15 protein-coding genes, 1 pseudogene and 1 riboswitch are annotated in these 15917 nt (G+C 60.2%); of the genes and pseudogenes, 8 read left to right on the top strand and 8 right to left on the bottom strand.

What is annotated here, in order from left to right:
• Window positions 1-38: 38 nt before the first annotated feature.
• The 4 genes from JFT91_RS19845 to JFT91_RS19830 form a co-directional block, all read right to left on the bottom strand.
• Window positions 39-1094 carry a Rieske 2Fe-2S domain-containing protein gene (locus tag JFT91_RS19845; protein ID WP_201226159.1) on the bottom strand — a complete coding sequence of 352 codons (1056 nt, stop codon included), beginning with the start codon at window positions 1092-1094 and terminating at the stop codon, window positions 39-41.
• A 212-nt stretch (window positions 1095-1306) separates the two neighbouring features.
• Entirely contained in the window at window positions 1307-2350 is a 1044-nt protein-coding gene (locus tag JFT91_RS19840; RefSeq protein WP_201233580.1) for an alpha/beta hydrolase family protein, read from the bottom strand.
• A 48-nt stretch (window positions 2351-2398) separates the two neighbouring features.
• On the bottom strand, window positions 2399-2797 hold the full coding sequence (locus tag JFT91_RS19835) for a hypothetical protein (RefSeq protein WP_201233579.1): 399 nt from the start codon (window positions 2795-2797) through the stop codon (window positions 2399-2401).
• Complete coding sequence (locus JFT91_RS19830) at window positions 2794-3765, bottom strand: LysR family transcriptional regulator (RefSeq protein WP_201233578.1); 972 nt, start codon at window positions 3763-3765, stop codon at window positions 2794-2796. Before JFT91_RS19830 ends, JFT91_RS19835 begins: the two co-directional genes overlap by 4 nt.
• 123 nt (window positions 3766-3888) lie before the next feature.
• On the opposite strand from JFT91_RS19830, the gene JFT91_RS19825 reads away from it, so the two are divergent.
• From JFT91_RS19825 to JFT91_RS19815, 3 genes and pseudogenes are all read left to right on the top strand, one after another.
• The gene (locus JFT91_RS19825) at window positions 3889-4164 is read left to right on the top strand and encodes a DUF2798 domain-containing protein (RefSeq protein ID WP_158829718.1); all 276 of its coding nucleotides are present in this window, start codon (window positions 3889-3891) and stop codon (window positions 4162-4164) included.
• 149 nt (window positions 4165-4313) lie between these two features.
• Window positions 4314-6101: a thiamine pyrophosphate-requiring protein gene (locus JFT91_RS19820; RefSeq protein WP_201233577.1), complete on the top strand. Its 1788-nt coding sequence runs from the start codon at window positions 4314-4316 to the stop codon at window positions 6099-6101.
• Window positions 6102-6222: 121 nt separating this feature from the next.
• Window positions 6223-6971 (top strand): annotated as a pseudogene (locus JFT91_RS19815) (DUF72 domain-containing protein).
• Here the strand turns inward: JFT91_RS19815 and JFT91_RS19810 are convergent.
• From JFT91_RS19810 to JFT91_RS19795, 4 genes are all read right to left on the bottom strand, one after another.
• Window positions 6931-7767 (bottom strand): SDR family oxidoreductase, encoded by an 837-nt coding sequence (locus tag JFT91_RS19810; protein WP_201204225.1) that lies wholly within the window; start codon window positions 7765-7767, stop codon window positions 6931-6933. The pseudogene JFT91_RS19815 and the gene JFT91_RS19810 overlap by 41 nt on opposite strands.
• A 106-nt stretch (window positions 7768-7873) precedes the next feature.
• Window positions 7874-8437 carry a manganese efflux pump MntP gene (gene mntP / locus JFT91_RS19805; protein WP_201204223.1) on the bottom strand — a complete coding sequence of 188 codons (564 nt, stop codon included), beginning with the start codon at window positions 8435-8437 and terminating at the stop codon, window positions 7874-7876.
• Between the two features lie 8 nt (window positions 8438-8445).
• Window positions 8446-8616: riboswitch (yybP-ykoY riboswitch) on the bottom strand.
• Between the two features lie 216 nt (window positions 8617-8832).
• On the bottom strand, window positions 8833-10212 hold the full coding sequence (locus tag JFT91_RS19800; protein WP_201233576.1) for an ATP-binding protein: 1380 nt from the start codon (window positions 10210-10212) through the stop codon (window positions 8833-8835).
• A complete protein-coding gene (locus JFT91_RS19795) occupies window positions 10209-10871 on the bottom strand; it encodes a response regulator (RefSeq protein WP_158829731.1) in 663 nt (220 codons plus the stop codon). Before JFT91_RS19795 ends, JFT91_RS19800 begins: the two co-directional genes overlap by 4 nt.
• A gap of 169 nt (window positions 10872-11040) precedes the next feature.
• Here JFT91_RS19795 and JFT91_RS19790 point away from each other — a divergent pair, with 169 nt between their 5' ends.
• The 5 genes from JFT91_RS19790 to JFT91_RS19770 are packed head-to-tail and all read left to right on the top strand — an operon-like array spanning window position 11041 to window position 15860.
• A complete protein-coding gene (locus tag JFT91_RS19790) occupies window positions 11041-11307 on the top strand; it encodes a PepSY domain-containing protein (protein WP_007960465.1) in 267 nt (88 codons plus the stop codon).
• Window positions 11307-11852 carry a cytochrome b/b6 domain-containing protein gene (locus JFT91_RS19785; protein ID WP_201204219.1) on the top strand — a complete coding sequence of 182 codons (546 nt, stop codon included), beginning with the start codon at window positions 11307-11309 and terminating at the stop codon, window positions 11850-11852. The genes JFT91_RS19790 and JFT91_RS19785 overlap by 1 nt, the downstream gene beginning before the upstream one ends.
• Before the next feature lie 51 nt (window positions 11853-11903).
• Window positions 11904-13199 carry a sialidase family protein gene (locus JFT91_RS19780; protein WP_201204217.1) on the top strand — a complete coding sequence of 432 codons (1296 nt, stop codon included), beginning with the start codon at window positions 11904-11906 and terminating at the stop codon, window positions 13197-13199.
• The gene (locus JFT91_RS19775) at window positions 13199-13810 is read left to right on the top strand and encodes a hypothetical protein (RefSeq protein WP_201233575.1); all 612 of its coding nucleotides are present in this window, start codon (window positions 13199-13201) and stop codon (window positions 13808-13810) included. Before JFT91_RS19780 ends, JFT91_RS19775 begins: the two co-directional genes overlap by 1 nt.
• Before the next feature lie 22 nt (window positions 13811-13832).
• On the top strand, window positions 13833-15860 hold the full coding sequence (locus tag JFT91_RS19770; RefSeq protein ID WP_201233574.1) for an LTA synthase family protein: 2028 nt from the start codon (window positions 13833-13835) through the stop codon (window positions 15858-15860).
• Window positions 15861-15917 lie beyond the last annotated feature (57 nt).

The raw sequence follows: 15917 nt of genomic DNA, 5'->3' as shown, positions 1-15917 counted from the left end.
TTTGCTCACTCCTATCGATGGGGGAAACAACGCGAGCCTCAGCTGGTGAACGCGCGTCCCAGGCCAAGGGCGCTCAAGGCGCGGCGATAGGCAGTGGAAGAGCGGTCGGCGGGAATATGGATTTCCAGCGACAGATCCAACGGCAGATCTTCCGGGCGACACAGTTCGACAATGTCGCGATCCTCTTCAAACACCTGCTGGTTGAACGCGTAGACATCCTCCAACGGCATCTCCTGGTCGAAATTGCGCGTGATCGCGCAGAACATCCGCGTCTTGCGTGCCGAGATCGGGCTGGCGGCGTTGAGGATCACCAAACGGTGCTGCGGATCGGGAAAGTTCACGGTCAAGCGCGCGGTAAACGGTGCAAACACATCGAACGTGCGCTTCCACAAAAAATCTTCCGGGGCGCGGTGCTGCATGCTCTTGGGGAAGTTGCTGACATTGCTCACGTACTCGGCGTGGACGCCGTACGGCGTGACCTCGGCCTTGTACGTTGGCACCACCGGATTGTCGCGCTCGGCAAACGCTTCGTGGTGAATCCAGGCGAAGTGCGCCACATCGATAAAGCCCTCCACCTGACGCCCGGCCGAGGCAGCGATGTCGAGCGACGGCGGCAGAATACGTTGGGATTCTTCGTCATGCCACGACGGCATTTCAGCGAAGGGAGCACTGCTGCCCGCCATCAAGACCCAGATCAAGCCGTAGTCTTCGCGGGTCGAATACATCTGGATGCGATGGCGCTCGGTGAGGTTGGCGTTCGGCTCCGAGGGAATGCGCGTGCAGCGGCCATCGGTGCCGAAATGCAGGCCGTGGTAAGGGCAAATGATGTTTTCGCCCTGTACCCACCCCTTGCTCAGCGGCGCCCCGCGATGGCTGCAAATATCACGGGCAGCATTGAGTTTTTCGCCGGTGCGATAAAGCACGATGGGCTCGTCGAGCAGCGTGACGGCAAACGGTTTATCGGCAACGTCTGCCGAGAAAGCGACGGGATGCCAATGGTGTTTGAGGATTTCACGATCGTGTTCAGTGAAGGTGCTGGACTTGGTGATCGGGTTCCAGGTGATGTCCTTGCAGGCGATGGCGGCCAGGGTCATGTTCAGTTCTCCTTAGGGTGGGATCGGCACTGAAGTGCAGTGCGTCCGCGAGCGATCCGATGGCTGCTTGGTCAGCCGGACGGACAACGAGTGCGTGACCCATGCTAGGGACGCGAGCCCGTCGCGCCCATGTCGCGGAGAACATGTTGCTTATGTGCAATTTGATATGTGTGTGGCGTGTTCCCTTATTGGTGATAAACATCTGACCGATTTCAACCCGCAGCAGAGCGCGCCAGAAACTCGCTGATCAGCGAAATCGTCTGCTGCTGAATTTCAGTTCGGCCGCGTCCACCGTCGCCATCGGTGCAAATGATGCCGTCGCCGGGTGCGTCTTCTTCCAGCATTTCCATCGCGCCAGGCTTGCATGGCGACATGAAACTGAAGTGGCTGGCGTCGCTGATCTCGACGTATTGGCTCGATGTTTTTGGCAGTCGTTTGGCCAGATCGGCGGACTCAAGCTGGGCGGGCAGGTCTTGCGACGGCACGCCCGCTGCGATGACCAGCACCGGAACAGGCAGTGCCGCAAGGCTGGCATCGGTGAAACCACGCGACAGACCGAGGTCCAGTGACACCACGGCAGAGACGCGTTTGTCACGCATGTCGGCGGCCAGTCGTGTCTTCGAATCCGCTTTGCTGGCGGGATTCATCTGCTGATAAACGGAGCAACTGGACAATTGCGAATGGACTTTGCAGTCTTCAGCGAAACGCTCGGTATCGAAACGCGCGCCAGCAATTTCCAGGCTGGTCCAGCCGCCGAGAGAGTGGCCCACGACGGCAATGCGCGGTTTTGCGACCATACCGAACTTTTCCGGCTGAGCCGTCACCGCATCGATGGCTCGACTGACATCCGCAGGACGCAGCCACAACTGTGCCGCCGCCTGAGGGCTGCGGTCATGCGTGGTGCTGCCGGGGTGATTGACCGCCGCGACGATATAACCCTGGTGCGCGAGCGCGCTGGCCAGCCATGCCTGGTTGCTCCAGTTGCCGCGGTACCCGTGTGAGAGCACTACCAACGGATGTCCGCCTGCAGCCGGTGGCGCATTTTCCGCGACCATTACGCCGACAAACGCCGGGTTGTCGGCGACCAGTTTCGGTGCGGCAGTGGTTGCACCGGCTGGGTACCAGACGACCATTTCCAACGGACGCTCATTGCTCGCGTCCGGCAGGGTCGAGCGCTGGAAACCGATAGAGTTGTCGTCAGCGAATACGTGGGTGGTCAGGCAGAAAAGAAGCAGAGCGCCGAAAGCACGTTTCATTGTTTTTATCTTCCGTGATGAGCCTCGATTGGCGAGGTGGACTTTGCCTTAGTCCGAACGTTTCAGCGAGTCCGGATTGAACATTAAATTGGCGATTCTGCTGGCGTCAGGTTCTTGCTGCCATGCGCCAGAAGCGTTCGCAGTTTCGCGCACAATCCATTGTTGCGAGCCGATCCAGGACAGCTCGATGCAGGCTCTCGTCAGCTCTGCGTTGTCGATCAGCAAACCGACTTCATCTGCTGGGCCGGGACACATGCCGCCGACCGAAAAAGGTACACGCGCAAGTATCAGGTCTTTGAGCATTCCCAGCAGTTCGTCGTGGGAGCAGAAGGGGACATGACGGTCCCCGCAAACGCCGCCGGAAAAAACCAGATGGCCTGCCGCATTTATCGAGGCCAGATGTACCGGAGGTCGGCCGGAGCCCTTGGCATAACGAGATGTGCTCACAGCAATTCCTTGTCAGTGGAGGCTTGAAACGGTGCGGCCAAAGCATCTTCCTGCGGCCAGCGCACCTTCAGGTGTTCGATCAGATAGTCCATGAATGCCTTGACCTTCGGAGTCATCGCCGCACGCTCCTGCACACAGGCATAAATGTCCATTCGCTCGACAAAGCCGTGACCTGCGCCGTCATGGTTTTCAAACAGCGGCAGCAATTGGCCGCTGGCGAGAAAAGGCGCGGCGACGAACTCTGCCAGACGGGTGATGCCAGCGCCGTTGATTGCCATTTGCGCCAGCGCGTCAATGTCATCGCTGATGGCCGTTGCATTGACCGGTGCGTCGTAGCGCTGCCCGTCGCGGATAAAACTCCAGCGCAGAAAGCGTCCATCCAGAGGGTATCGAAACGCCAGGCAGGCATGGTTTTGCAGGTCGTCAGGCGACTGCGGCCGGCCCGCGCGTTGCAGATAGGCGGGCGAGGCGCAAAGGACGAAGGGCAGCGAAACGATCCGGCGCGCAACGATGCCGTCTTCCAGTTGCGGTTTGATTCGCAGGCTCAGGTCGATGCCGTCCTGGATGTGACTGATCTTGCCGTCGGTGGTGGAGAGTTCAAGCAACAGGCGCGGGTGCTGCGCCGAAAATCCGGCGATCAGCGGCGCCAATACATGTCGGCCGAAAGCGGAGGTAGAGGCGATGCACAGGCGACCTTGCAATTCGCTGTCGTCGTCGCTGATCAAGCTTTGAGCCGACTCCAGATCTGCTGCAATGCGTTTGACCTTCTCGTAATACACCCTGCCATTTTCGGTGAGCGCCATGCTGCGCGTGGTGCGTTGCAACAGACGCACGCCAAGATGCGTTTCCAGGCGACTGAGGGTCTGGCTGACAGCGGCGGCGCTGACGCCCAGCGTCTTGGCCGCACCGACAATCGAGCCGGATTCGACCACTTTTATAAAACTGGCAATCGCCGCTAACAGATTCATCCGTGGCCTGCGAGAAGGACTGATTCGTAAGTTGTGCTTTATAAAGCACCTGCGTTTGGCCGTCTAGTTGGCCCTATTAGGCTTTGTTAAGGTGCCGGCTCCCTGTCAATGGATGGAAAAGCCATGAATCAAAGAACAAATCCCGCCGCCACTTATGTCAGCCGTCGCAAACTGTCGCCGCGCGCCACACCGTATGTATTTGCCCTGTACATGGCGACGATCATGGCATTTTTGATGTCGCTGGTGATCACGGCGGCCAACTCAGGGATTGATAACGAATACCTGCGCAATGTGCTGAACGCTTACAAACTGGCCATGCCGATTGCCTTTCTGTGCATTCTCGTCGTGCGGCCCATCGTGATCAAACTGGTCGCATGGACCGTACATCCGCATCGCTGAGCGCTGAACCCTTAACCCTTCCGGGGCAGTGCGTTGTCCCGGCAAATCAATCGAAACTTCGCCGTCAGCGCGGCTGTCCAGACCCTTACACCTCCCGGCCAATGTTCTGCCGGGAACGCTCCATGCATTGGTGAAGGATGAGGATCGAAATGACGATGACAGTGGGAGATTTTCTGGTTGAGCGGCTCAGCGAATGGGGCGTTACGCGGATTTTTGGCTATCCGGGCGATGGCATCAACGGCGTGTTCGGCGCGCTCAGTCGGGCCAAGGGCAAGATCGAATTCGTCCAGGCGCGCCATGAGGAAATGGCCGCATTCATGGCCTCGGCCCATGCCAAGTTCACGGGGGAGTTGGGCGTCTGCATCGCTACCTCAGGCCCTGGTGCGTCGCACTTGATCACCGGGCTCTACGACGCGCGAATGGATCACATGCCGGTGCTGGCCATTGTCGGTCAGCAGGCGCGCACTGCGTTGGGCAGTCATTACCAGCAAGAGCTTGATCTGGTCTCGATGTTCAAGGACGTCGCTGGCGCCTTTGTGCAGCAGGCCTCGGTGCCGTCGCAAGTGCGCCATCTTCTCGACCGTGCGGTTCGTACGGCCGTTGGCGAGCGCCGCGTGACGGCGATCATTCTGCCCAACGATTTGCAGGATCTGCCTTACGAAGCGCCGGCCCGCGCCCATGGCACGGCGCACTCCGGGGTCGGTTACACGAAACCGAAAGTGCTGCCCTACGAAGCGGATCTGCAACGTGCCGCCGACGTTTTGAACGCCGGTGAAAAGGTCGCCATTCTGGTCGGTGCCGGCGCCTTGCAGGCGACCGATCAAGTGATTGCGGTGGCGGAGAAGCTCGGTGCCGGGGTCGCCAAAGCACTGCTGGGGAAAGCTGCGTTACCCGACGATCTACCGTGGGTCACTGGCAGCATCGGCCTGCTCGGCACCGAGCCCAGCTACAAATTGATGAACGAATGCGACACCTTGCTGATGATCGGTTCGGGGTTCCCGTACGCCGAATTTCTACCCAAGGAAGGCCACGCCCGTGGTGTGCAGATCGATTTGCAGCCCGACATGCTCAGCTTGCGCTATCCGATGGAGGTCAATCTGGTCGGGGATTCGGCGGAAACCCTGGCGGCGTTGTTGCCGCTGCTGGAGCAGAAGACCTCAGGCAAATGGCGCAAGAAGGTCGAAGGCTGGCGCGGCACCTGGGAGAAAACCCTGGAAAAACGCGCCATGGCCAAAGCCGACCCGATCAATCCGCAAAGGGTGGTGTACGAGCTGTCGCCACGCCTGCCGGAGCAGGCGATCATCACCAGCGACTCGGGTTCCTGTGCCAACTGGTACGCCCGCGACCTGAAGATCCGCCGAGGCATGCAGTGCTCACTGTCCGGTGGACTGGCCTCGATGGGCGCGGCGGTGCCTTATGCGATTGCTGCAAAATTCGCCTATCCCGAGCGCTCGGTCATCGCTTTGGTGGGCGACGGCGCGATGCAGATGAACAACATGGCCGAGCTGATCACCGTGGCCAAATATTGGCGGCAGTGGGCGAGCCCGAAATGGATCTGTGCGGTGTTCAACAACGAAGACCTCAATCAGGTCACGTGGGAGCAACGTGTGATGGAGGGCGATCCGAAATTCGAGGCTTCGCAGAGCATTCCGGACGTGCCTTACCACCTGTTTGCGATTTCCATCGGCCTGAAAGGTATTTTCGTCGATCGCGAAGAAGACGTTGCCGGCGCCTGGGAGCAGGCTCTGGCGTCGGACGTACCAGTGCTGATCGAATTCAAGACCGACCCGAACGTGCCGCCACTGCCGCCGCACATCAAGCTCGAGCAGGCGAAGAAATTCGCCACGACCTTGCTCAAAGGTGATCCGGACGAAGCCGGAATCATCGTTCAGGCCGCCAAGCAAGTGCTCAGCTCCGTACTGCCCGGCAAAAAATAACCCCGTAGGTTTCTCGCCAACCGTGTAGGAGCTGCCGCAGGCTGCGATCTTTTGATCTTGAAAAACAACATCGAAAGATCGCAGCCTGCGGCAGCGCCTACATTGCAATGGAGGCAGGCAATTGATTTTCATTGGTTGTGCAGGCTGGAGTCTTGCGCGTGAGCATTGGCCGGCATTCCCGGCTGAGGGCACGCATTTGCAGCGCTATGCCGCGCAATTCAACAGCGTCGAAATCAACAGCTCGTTCTATCGCCCGCATCGCCGCCAAACCTACGAACGTTGGGCAGACTCGGTGCCGGACGGTTTTGCTTTTTCAGTGAAGATCCCCAAACACATCACCCACGAACTGCGCCTTGCCGGCAGTGAGGCGGCGTTGGACGAATACCTTGGGCAGTGCAGCGGATTAGGTAATCGCCTGGGCTGCCTGCTGGTGCAGTTACCGCCGTCGCTGGCGTTTGACCCAGCCGTTGCCGAAGGTTTTTTCAGCGCATTGCGCCAGCGTTTCGCCGGACCAGTGGTACTCGAACCGCGGCATGAGTCGTGGGGCAACGCCGAGCCGCTATTGATCAAGCATCAAGTCAGTCAGGCGGCGGTCGACCCTCACGCATCAGCAATGACGCTTCACCGAGAGGTTCGCAGGGCACAAAGTATTGGCGACTGCACGGCTCATCGCGCATTTACCACAGCGCCTACGATTTGCCCTTTCTGCAAACACTGGCGCAAGCCTTGCAAACCGCGGTGGCGGCGGGCGCAACCACCTGGTGCATTTTTGACAACACCGCCAGCGGCGCAGCGCTCGGAAACGCCTTGACGCTGGTTCACGAGAGCATCATTGCGGCGCCAGATCACCGTACCAATAGGCCGCGGTAACGCCGCCATCCATCAAGAAGTCGCTGCCGGTAATGAACGTACCATCAGGTCCCATGAGCAGCGCGCCAACGGCACCGACTTCATCAGGTGTACCACCGCGTCCGGCCGGGCTCAGTTCGATCATGCGGCGGTAACCCGCACCGCGGGGGCCATTCAATTCGTCGCGCGCCAGTGGCGTGAAGATGATCCCCGGACTGATCGTGTTGACCCGTGCACCGCGTTTGCCCCAGCGCACCGCTTCGGCCATCACGCGCAATGAATTGCCGCGTTTGGAGATTTGATAGGCGTGCAGGGGATCAGTGATCTGATCGGCCTGAAGCATCGGCAGAGCCAACAGATCGTCCGCAGGAGTCGTCGCCAGCGCCTTGTTTTGCTCGGCACTCAAGGCCGGCAAACGGTGCCCGGATTGCGAGGCGATGACGATCGCGCTGCCGCCCGGGGCAATCACGTTGCCAAACGCCTCAAGGACTACGGCGGTGCCATACAGATCAACGCGCAGAATGGTTGCCACGGGCGCTTGCGAAGGTGAAACACCGGCGGCGTGAATGACCCCGGTGACTGGGCCCAGTGCAGTGGCGGTGCGCACCAGCGCCTCGATCGATTCGCGCGAAGCCACGTCGACCACAGCGGTCGTGACGGCAAACCCGGCATCGAGCAGGACGCGGGCAGCGGCGTCGGCATTTTCTTGCTTCAAGTCCGCCACTACGACGTGTTTGCCAACGCTGACTCTGCGAGCGATGGCCTGACCGATCGAACCGGCGCCGATGACGACAATAACGTCGGACGGGGTAGGCATGGCGTCTCTCCTCTAGTGAATGCAGCACCTTATAGGGCGGCTATCCGCTCAACAATAGAGTTGGCGCTGCATAGACCCATGAGGAGAGCTCATCAATAGCGTCGGATCAAACCGACAGGTGCTCATACAAAATCGTCGCACCAACAATCATCAGCACCACGCCACCGACGATTTCGGCGCGTTTGCCGACCACCGCACCCAGCACCCGACCGAGCATCACGCCAATGGTCACCATGGTCATGGTTGCCAGACCGATCGCGGCCGCTGCCACCCAGATGTTCACGTCGACAAACGCCAGGCCAACACCGACCGCCAGCGCATCGATGCTCGTGGCGAACGCGGTCACCGCGAGGATCAGGAAGGAATGTTGCCCGGGTTTTTCCTCTGCTTCGTCTTCGTGTTTGAGGCCGTTGTAAATCATGTGCAAGCCGAGAATCAGCAGCAGGGTGAAGGCGATCCAGTGGTCCCATTCGGACACCCAGCGAGTAGCAGCCTGGCCGATCAACCAGCCGATGATCGGGGTGATGGCTTCGATCACACCGAAGATCAGACCGGTGCGCAGGGCTTCGGTCAGGCGCGGTTTGTGCAGGCTGGAACCTTTGCCGATGGCGGCTGCAAACGCATCCGTGGACATGGCCAGCGCGAGGAAGATGAGGGAAACGGGATTCACGGTGGTGTACTTCCAGTCGGGCTATGAGTCAACGACACAACCACACGCCCGACTTTAGGCATGGATGTGTCGTCGGTCTCACCAACCAAAAGGTGTTCGCACCACGGCATGTTGCCGAGAATGTTGATACGAACGCTTCCGAAAGGCTCGGAAACAGGCTACTCCCCAACGAGGGTGCGGATCTTATGCGGGCAAACATGAAAATTTTGTCAAAAACTTCGAATCAAGAAAATAACTCAGTGAGAGATTATTGCTATGGCCTGATTTTCACTGGCGATGAGGGTTCTTTGTGGTGAGGGGATTTATCCCCGATGGACTGCGCAGCAGTCCCAGCTTTGAAATCAGGGGCCGCTTCGCGACCCATCGGGGATAAATCCCCTCGCCACAGGCAAGACTTAATTGTTTGGCAGGGTCTGATTGATCCGCAGCTCAGCGCACAAGCCGCCCTGCGGCCGGTTGTACAGCTGCAGGGTGCTGCCGATCTTGCTGACGATCATTTGCACAATCGCCAGGCCCAATCCGGCGCCATTGGCGTGGCCCTGGCTGTAGAAACGTTCGAACAGTCGCGCGTAATCAGTCTCGTTGATGCCCGGGCCGGCATCCTCGACGCTGATGTACACCGAGCCATCACTTTGCGGCTGCACCTGAACGCGCACTTCGCTGCCGGGCGGGGCGAAGTTCAGTGCGTTGGTCACCAGGTTCTGCAGGGCGATGGCCAGTGCCACCGGGTCGGTTTCGACCGGGCAGTGGTGATCGCTGTCGAGGATCAGTTCGATGTCTTTTGCCATGGCCAGCGGCGCCAGCTCAGCGAGTTCTTCACGCACCAGTGCGGTCAGTTCCACCGGGCTTCGCTGTGGGTTGGCCAGGCGCGGTTCAATACGCGCCATGGTCAGCAACTGGCTGGCAATGCGTGTGGCGCGATCTACCGCGCTGAGCAGAAACTCCAGGGCTTCGTCGCGCTGTTGCGCGGTACTGGCCAGCTGCGCGTTTTGCGCATGGATGCGCAGAATCGCCAGCGGCGTGCGCAATTCATGGGCCGCGTCGGCGATGAAGCGCCGTTCCCGCGCGAGCAAATTGTCGATCTGCTGCAAAAGTCGATTGAGCGCCGTCTGCATCGGTTCGAGGTCGTGGGGCAGGGGGCTGAGGTTGAGTGGCTTGAGCGTTTCGGTAGTGCGTCCACGGATCGATTGCGCCATCGCGCGCAGCGGTTGCAGGCCCCATCCGATGGTCAGCCAGATCAGTACAGCGAGCGCCGGCACCCCGATCAGACTCGGCCACAACGTATGGCCAACGATGCGTTGAATCAGATCCTGACGAATGTCGTCACGCTCACCGACCCAGATCAGTAGTCCCTGTTGCGGATCCTTGAGCAGAAAGGCACACCAGTCGCGACCGTTCTCGAGAATATCGTGAGAGCCCACGGTGGTCGGCGGCGCCGCAAGCTCCGGCGCTTCGGCGGAGCGCATCAGCAGTTGGCCGTCGCTGCGCCAGACCTGAAACGTCAGACGGGTCTCATAGGGATGCGCTGCCTCGCCATCGCCCACCCGGCTCATCGCCTGGTCGAAGGCCTGATGAAGCCGCTGCCAGTCGTCGTCGCCGGGCGCACGTTGCGCCAGCACGCCCTGCAGCAGGCGCGCGCTTTGCGCCAATTGCGCGTCGTAAACCTCTTCGATTTCATGGTGGCTGTCGCGCAGCACCAGCCAACTGATCAGCACATCGCCCAGCAACACCAGCATCAGCACCGGCAGCAGAATCCGTGTCCGTATCGAGTTCATGGCTTGAGCTCCAGCACGTAGCCGACGCCGCGCACGGTGCGGATCAACTCGCCCGAGAGTTTTTTGCGCAAGTTGTGAATCAGCACTTCAAGGGTGTTGCTTTCGACCCGCTCCTGCCAGCCATACAACGCCCGGGACAAGCGTTCGCGGGTCACCACTTTGCCGGGGCGCGCCATCAACTGATGGAGCAACTGATACTCCATCGGCGTCACCACCACATCACTGCCTTGCCAGGTCACTTGCTGGCTGACCGGATCGAGGCTCACCCCCGCATGCTCCAGCACCGGTTGCGCGCGACCCTGACTGCGTCGCAGCAAGGCGCGGATGCGTGCCTTCAGCTCATCGACATCGAAGGGCTTGATCAGGTAATCGTCGGCGCCGGCATCAAGCCCCGCGATGCGCTCGGCAGTGCCGTCGCGGGCGGTGAGAATCAGCACCGGCAAGTCATGTTGCTCGCCGCGCAATTGCTGCAACAGCGCCAGACCGTCGAGGCGTGGCAGGCCAAGATCGAGCAGCAGCAGATCAAAGCTTTCCGTGCGCAACGCATGCAAGGCACTGACCCCGTCCTGCAACCAGTCGAGGGCATAACCTTCGCTGCTCAGCGCAACGCGGATGCCTTGTCCGAGGGCACGATCATCTTCGACCAGAAGCAGGCGCATGGAAGTTCTCTAGAGGAAATAAGGGGTTTGATCGGCGGCATGATGCCGCTGCGCAGGCCGCCGTGGCAGCCCGCCCGACGGGAAAGATGTAACCACTCGTTGCCAACTAAGCTTTCGCTAAGGTTGCTTTTGCACAGTGGGGCCTTCCTCAACTAGCGAGAGTGTTTCCATGCGCAAACTGCTGCTGTTGTCCCTCATCGTTGCCAGCCCGCTGGCCGTCGCCGGTCCGCAATGCACCACCGCCGAGCGCTCACAATGGCAAGACCAGAAAGCCTTTCAGGAACAACTGAAAGCCCAGGGTTACGAGATCAGCAAGTTCAAGGTCACTGACGGCAACTGCTATGAGATCTACGGTTTCGACAAGGACAAGCGCAAGGTCGAGATCTACCACGATCCGGTCAGCGGTAAAGCGGTGAAAACCGAGATCAAGGGCTGATGCCGAGCGCGTCCGTGCGCCTGTGGGACCCCGTGGTGCGACTGTTTCATCTGTCCATCGCGGGGGTTTTCGTTGCCAATTATTTTTTCAACGAAGCCGGTGACGACTGGCATGTCTGGCTCGGTTACTACGCCATGGGCTGGCTACTGGTGCGCACGATGTGGGGTTTCACAGGGCCGCGCAGCGCGCGTTGGTCGGACTTCTGGCCGACGCCGAGCCGATTGCTGGCACATGCACGGTCACTGCTCGCCGGACGGCCAGAGCACCGCCTCGGCCACTCACCGATTGGCGCGCTGGTGATGATTGTGATGTTGCTGGCGTTGCTGACTGTGGGGCTGAGCGGTTGGGCCATGGAGGAGGTCGATGCCCTGTGGGGAGCCGATTGGCCGTTACAGGTGCATGAAACCGCTGCCGATGGCCTGTTGGTGCTGGTTTGCATCCATATCGCCGCTGCGCTGTTTGAAAGTTTTCAGGTTCGCGACAACTTGCCGTTGTCGATGCTCACAGGACGCCGTCGCCGATTACCGGACGATCCGACGCGCTGACAAGGATGTCTTGCCGTACGTCTTCCATCCTGTTTCTGTCACGAGCCCACTATGCGTGCGTTGTCCTTTCGCTTGAAAATGATTCTCGGCAGCCTGGCAGTGATCCTTGTTTTTCTGGCTGCGTGGCGCAGTCATCCCACCCACGTACTGTCACCGTTTGCGCTGTCGACACCAGCGGTCGACGCTGCGCTGCAAGCCCCCGAGCCGATGTACAGCAGCCGTTTCGTGTCCTCGGAACTGAACGATTTCGTCCACTCTTCATCGGTCACCTCGCTGCCCGGCGGTGACTTGATGGCGGTGTGGTTTGCCGGCTCGCGTGAGGGCGCCGCCGACGTACAGATTCGCACCGCGCGCTACGATGCGAAAACTGCGGAGTGGGGCGCCGAGCAAGTTCTCGCGACCCGTGAATCGACGCGTGACGGCACCCGGCGGTACATCCGCAAACTCGGCAACCCGGTGATCGCCCTCGCGCCGGATCAGCGCTTGTGGATGTTCTACGTCTCGGTGTCCGTGGGTGGCTGGGCCACCAGTGCGATCAACGTGATGGTCTCCGATGACCTCGGCCGCAACTGGACGGCGCCTCGGCAACTGATCACCTCGCCGTTCTTCAACATCAGCACGCTGGTACGCGCCGCGCCGGTGTTCCATGCCGACGGCTCGATCGGTTTGCCGGTCTACCACGAGTTCATGGGCAAGTTCGCCGAATACCTGTACCTGAGCGCCGACGGCGCGGTGGTCGACAAATTCCGTATCAGCCGGGGCAAGCACTCGTTGCAACCGACCATCGTGCCCCTCGACGGGCGTCGCGCGGTAGCGATGTTGCGTTATGCCGGTGACACTCACCATCGCGTGCTGGCCAGCCGCACCGACGATGCCGGGCAAACCTGGAGCGAACCGTACCCGCTGGAGCCGGCCAACCCGAACTCATCGCTGGCGGCTGTCGGCACTCACGATAACGGTCTGCTGGTGGCGTTGAATGACCTGCAGGACGGTCGTTTCAAGCTCAGCCTGTACGGCACCGATGCCAACCTCAACGACTGGCGCAGCGTGATCGAACTCGATCAGTCGCCAGACCCGCTCGGCCAGCCGTTCGCGCCTGAGGCCTACAAGGCAATCATCGGTGAAGGCTTTCGCGCCTCCAGCGGTGCCCGGCGGTTACCGTTGGAACAGCGTTTTCTGAGCAACCTGGATTACCGCGTGTGCAAGCCGCAGGGCTGTGATTTCGAGTACGAATACCCGTACTTCAGCCGGGGCACGGACGGCCTCTATCACTTGGTGTATTCGTGGAATAACACCTTTATCAAACATGTCAGCTTCAATGAAGCCTGGCTGGAGGAGCGCCTGTGATGCTGATTCTCTGGCAAGCCCACTTGAGTTTCATCCTGCTCGGTTTCGTTTTACTGAGCGCATTTCGCTTCACCCAGCGCTGGCGCCCATGGTTGTTGCCAGTGTTGGCGCTGGTCAGTTTCATCCCGATCAGTGACCTGCCGCTGGCGGCGTATGTGCGCAGCTTTACCGATGATCTGGCGATCACCACGCTGGTCTTGCTCGGCTGGGTGAGCCTGCTGCGTTTGGGCGTGGTTCAGCCGTTGGCAACGCTGACGCGGGTTCAGGTGCTGGTGTTGTTTGTCGTCCTGGCGGCCATTCTGTACCCGGCGACGATGGGCCTGACCTATGCCGATCCTTACCGTTGGGGGTTCAATCCGCGGCCGATGATTGTCGGCGTCGGTGTGCTGGCTTTGGCACTGTTGTGGCTGGGCAATACGTTGGCCGTCACCCTCCTGGTACTTGGCACACTGGCCTTCGCGCTACGCCTCAAGGCGTCGGAAAACTACTGGGACTATCTGATCGATCCGCTGCTGGTGGGCTACTGCCTGGTGGCCGGCACGCTGCTCTGCATCAAAGCGGTCTGGCAACGGCTGCGGCGCAATTCCAGCGTCGCTGCATCTTCTATTTGAACGAATGACACAGAGGTCAACGATGGCTTGGTTGCAATCGCGACGTCTGCGCTATGGCGTGGGCGCAGCAGGTTTGGCGTTTTTGTTGTTTGCCACGCTCCGGCTGGTGTTCGTCCTCGGTTTTTCCGGCGTTGATCTCAATGAATTTGCCGACAACCCGCAATGGCTGCAGACCCTCGGCATCGGTTTGCGTTTCGACCTGCGTCTGGCGGTGTTGCTGATGTTGCCGTTGGCGGTGCTCGCATGGCTGCCGCGCTGGAACCTGACGCGGTTGCCATGGCTGCGCGGTGTCGCACGGTTGTATTGGCTGCTGACGTTGGGCGTGGTCGGTTTGATTTACATCATCGACTTTGGCCATTACGCCTACCTTGGGGTGCGGATCAACGCCACGGTGCTGCGTTATCTGCAGGACGCGCAGATCTCGCAGCAGATGGTCTGGGAAACCTATCCGGTGCTGTCGATTGCCCTCGGTTGGCTGGCAGTACTCGGCTTGTGGTTTTACGCATTTGTGCGCCTGGAGCGCTTGACCCTGGCGCGTGAAGCCAAGGTGATCGGGCGCACTTCGCTTGCGCTCGGAAGCGGTTTCGGGATGGTGGCGGTGTTGCTCGCACTGCTCGGTCGAGTGGACAACCTCAACCTGGAAAACCCGGTGCCGCTGCGCTGGAGCGACGCGTTTTTTTCCGGTAACAACCAGATCGCCGCCCTGGGCCTCAACCCCGTGCTGTTCCTTTATGACACGCTGAAGACCGGGCAAGCGCAGTTCGATGAAGCCAAGGTGCGCGAACATTACCCGGCGGTGGCGCGCTATCTGGGCGTCGATCTGCCAGATGCGCAGACCCTGACCTTCGGCCGTCAACAGGCCGTGCAGCCGTACCGGGTTGCCGGCACGCCGAACGTGATGTTCGTCATGCTCGAATCGCTCGGCACCAGTGCGGTGGGTGCTTACGGCAATCCGTTGAATCCGACGCCGAACCTTGATCGACTGGCCAGCGAGAGCTGGTTCTTCAAACACTTTTACGTTCCGGTGACCGGCACGGCAAAAACCGTCTGGGCGAGCATCACTGGCGTCCCCGACGTCACGCGTCAGGAAACCGCAACCCGCCATCCGCTGATCACCCGTCAGCACACGCTGATCAACGCGTTCAGCGATTATCAGAAGCTCTACATGATCGGCGGCAACGCCGGGTGGGCAAACATCAATGCGCTGATCCAGCAAAGCATCGATGGCGTGCGCCTGTATCAGGAAAGCGATTGGCGTTCGCCGCTGGTGGACGTGTGGGGGATTTCCGATCTGGACCTGCTCAAGGAAAGCGACCATATCTTGCGGGACTTGCCCAAGGACCGGCCATTCTTTGCCTACGTGCAAACCTCGGGCAACCACCGGCCGTTCACCATCCCCAAAGACAATGATGGTTTCCAGATCAGCAGTCTCACGCTGGAACAGGTGCAGGCTGCCGGATCGCGCAGTGTCGAGCAATACAACGCCGTGCGCCTGCTGGACTTCAACATTGGCAAGCTGATGGAGATGGCCAAGGCCGGCGGTTATTACGACAACACGATTTTCGTGTTCTTCGGCGATCACAACACGCGCATCAGCCAGATCCCGCACATGCCGCCGGCCTTCGAACTGCTGGGCCTTGAAAGCAACCATGTGCCGATGTTGATTCACGCGCCGGGGTTGCTCAAACCTCGGGTGATTGATGAAGCCGTGGGCCTGGCGGATCTGCTGCCGACCGTCGCCGGAATGGCCGGCATCCCGTTCACCAATGGCGCGATGGGCCGCGATATTCAGCAACTGACGCCCGAGGGCGAGCGCGTGGTGCCGTTGGTGCTGCGCGAGGGTACGTTCCCGCTGATCGGAGGCGTGACCCGCCATCATCTGCTGCAAATGCAGCACGACGGCAGTGCGCCGACCCTGCATGATTTGCGCTCCTCAACGCCGCTGGACAACGTCGCCGAACAAAATCCGCAGGAATTTCAACGTCTGGTGGAGCTGACCCGAGGCCTGCACGAAAGTGCGCGATTGATGTTGTACCGCAACGCGCGCTGAGGTCGGAAACTGGCGTGAGGAAAGTGTCGAGTCTAGAGTTCTTCCACGCGTATCCGC

This window comes from Pseudomonas sp. TH08, from assembly GCF_016651275.1.
GTDB lineage: Bacteria > Pseudomonadota > Gammaproteobacteria > Pseudomonadales > Pseudomonadaceae > Aquipseudomonas.
Note: the sequence above shows the minus strand (reverse complement) of the source record. Positions and strands in the feature narration are given on the sequence as shown.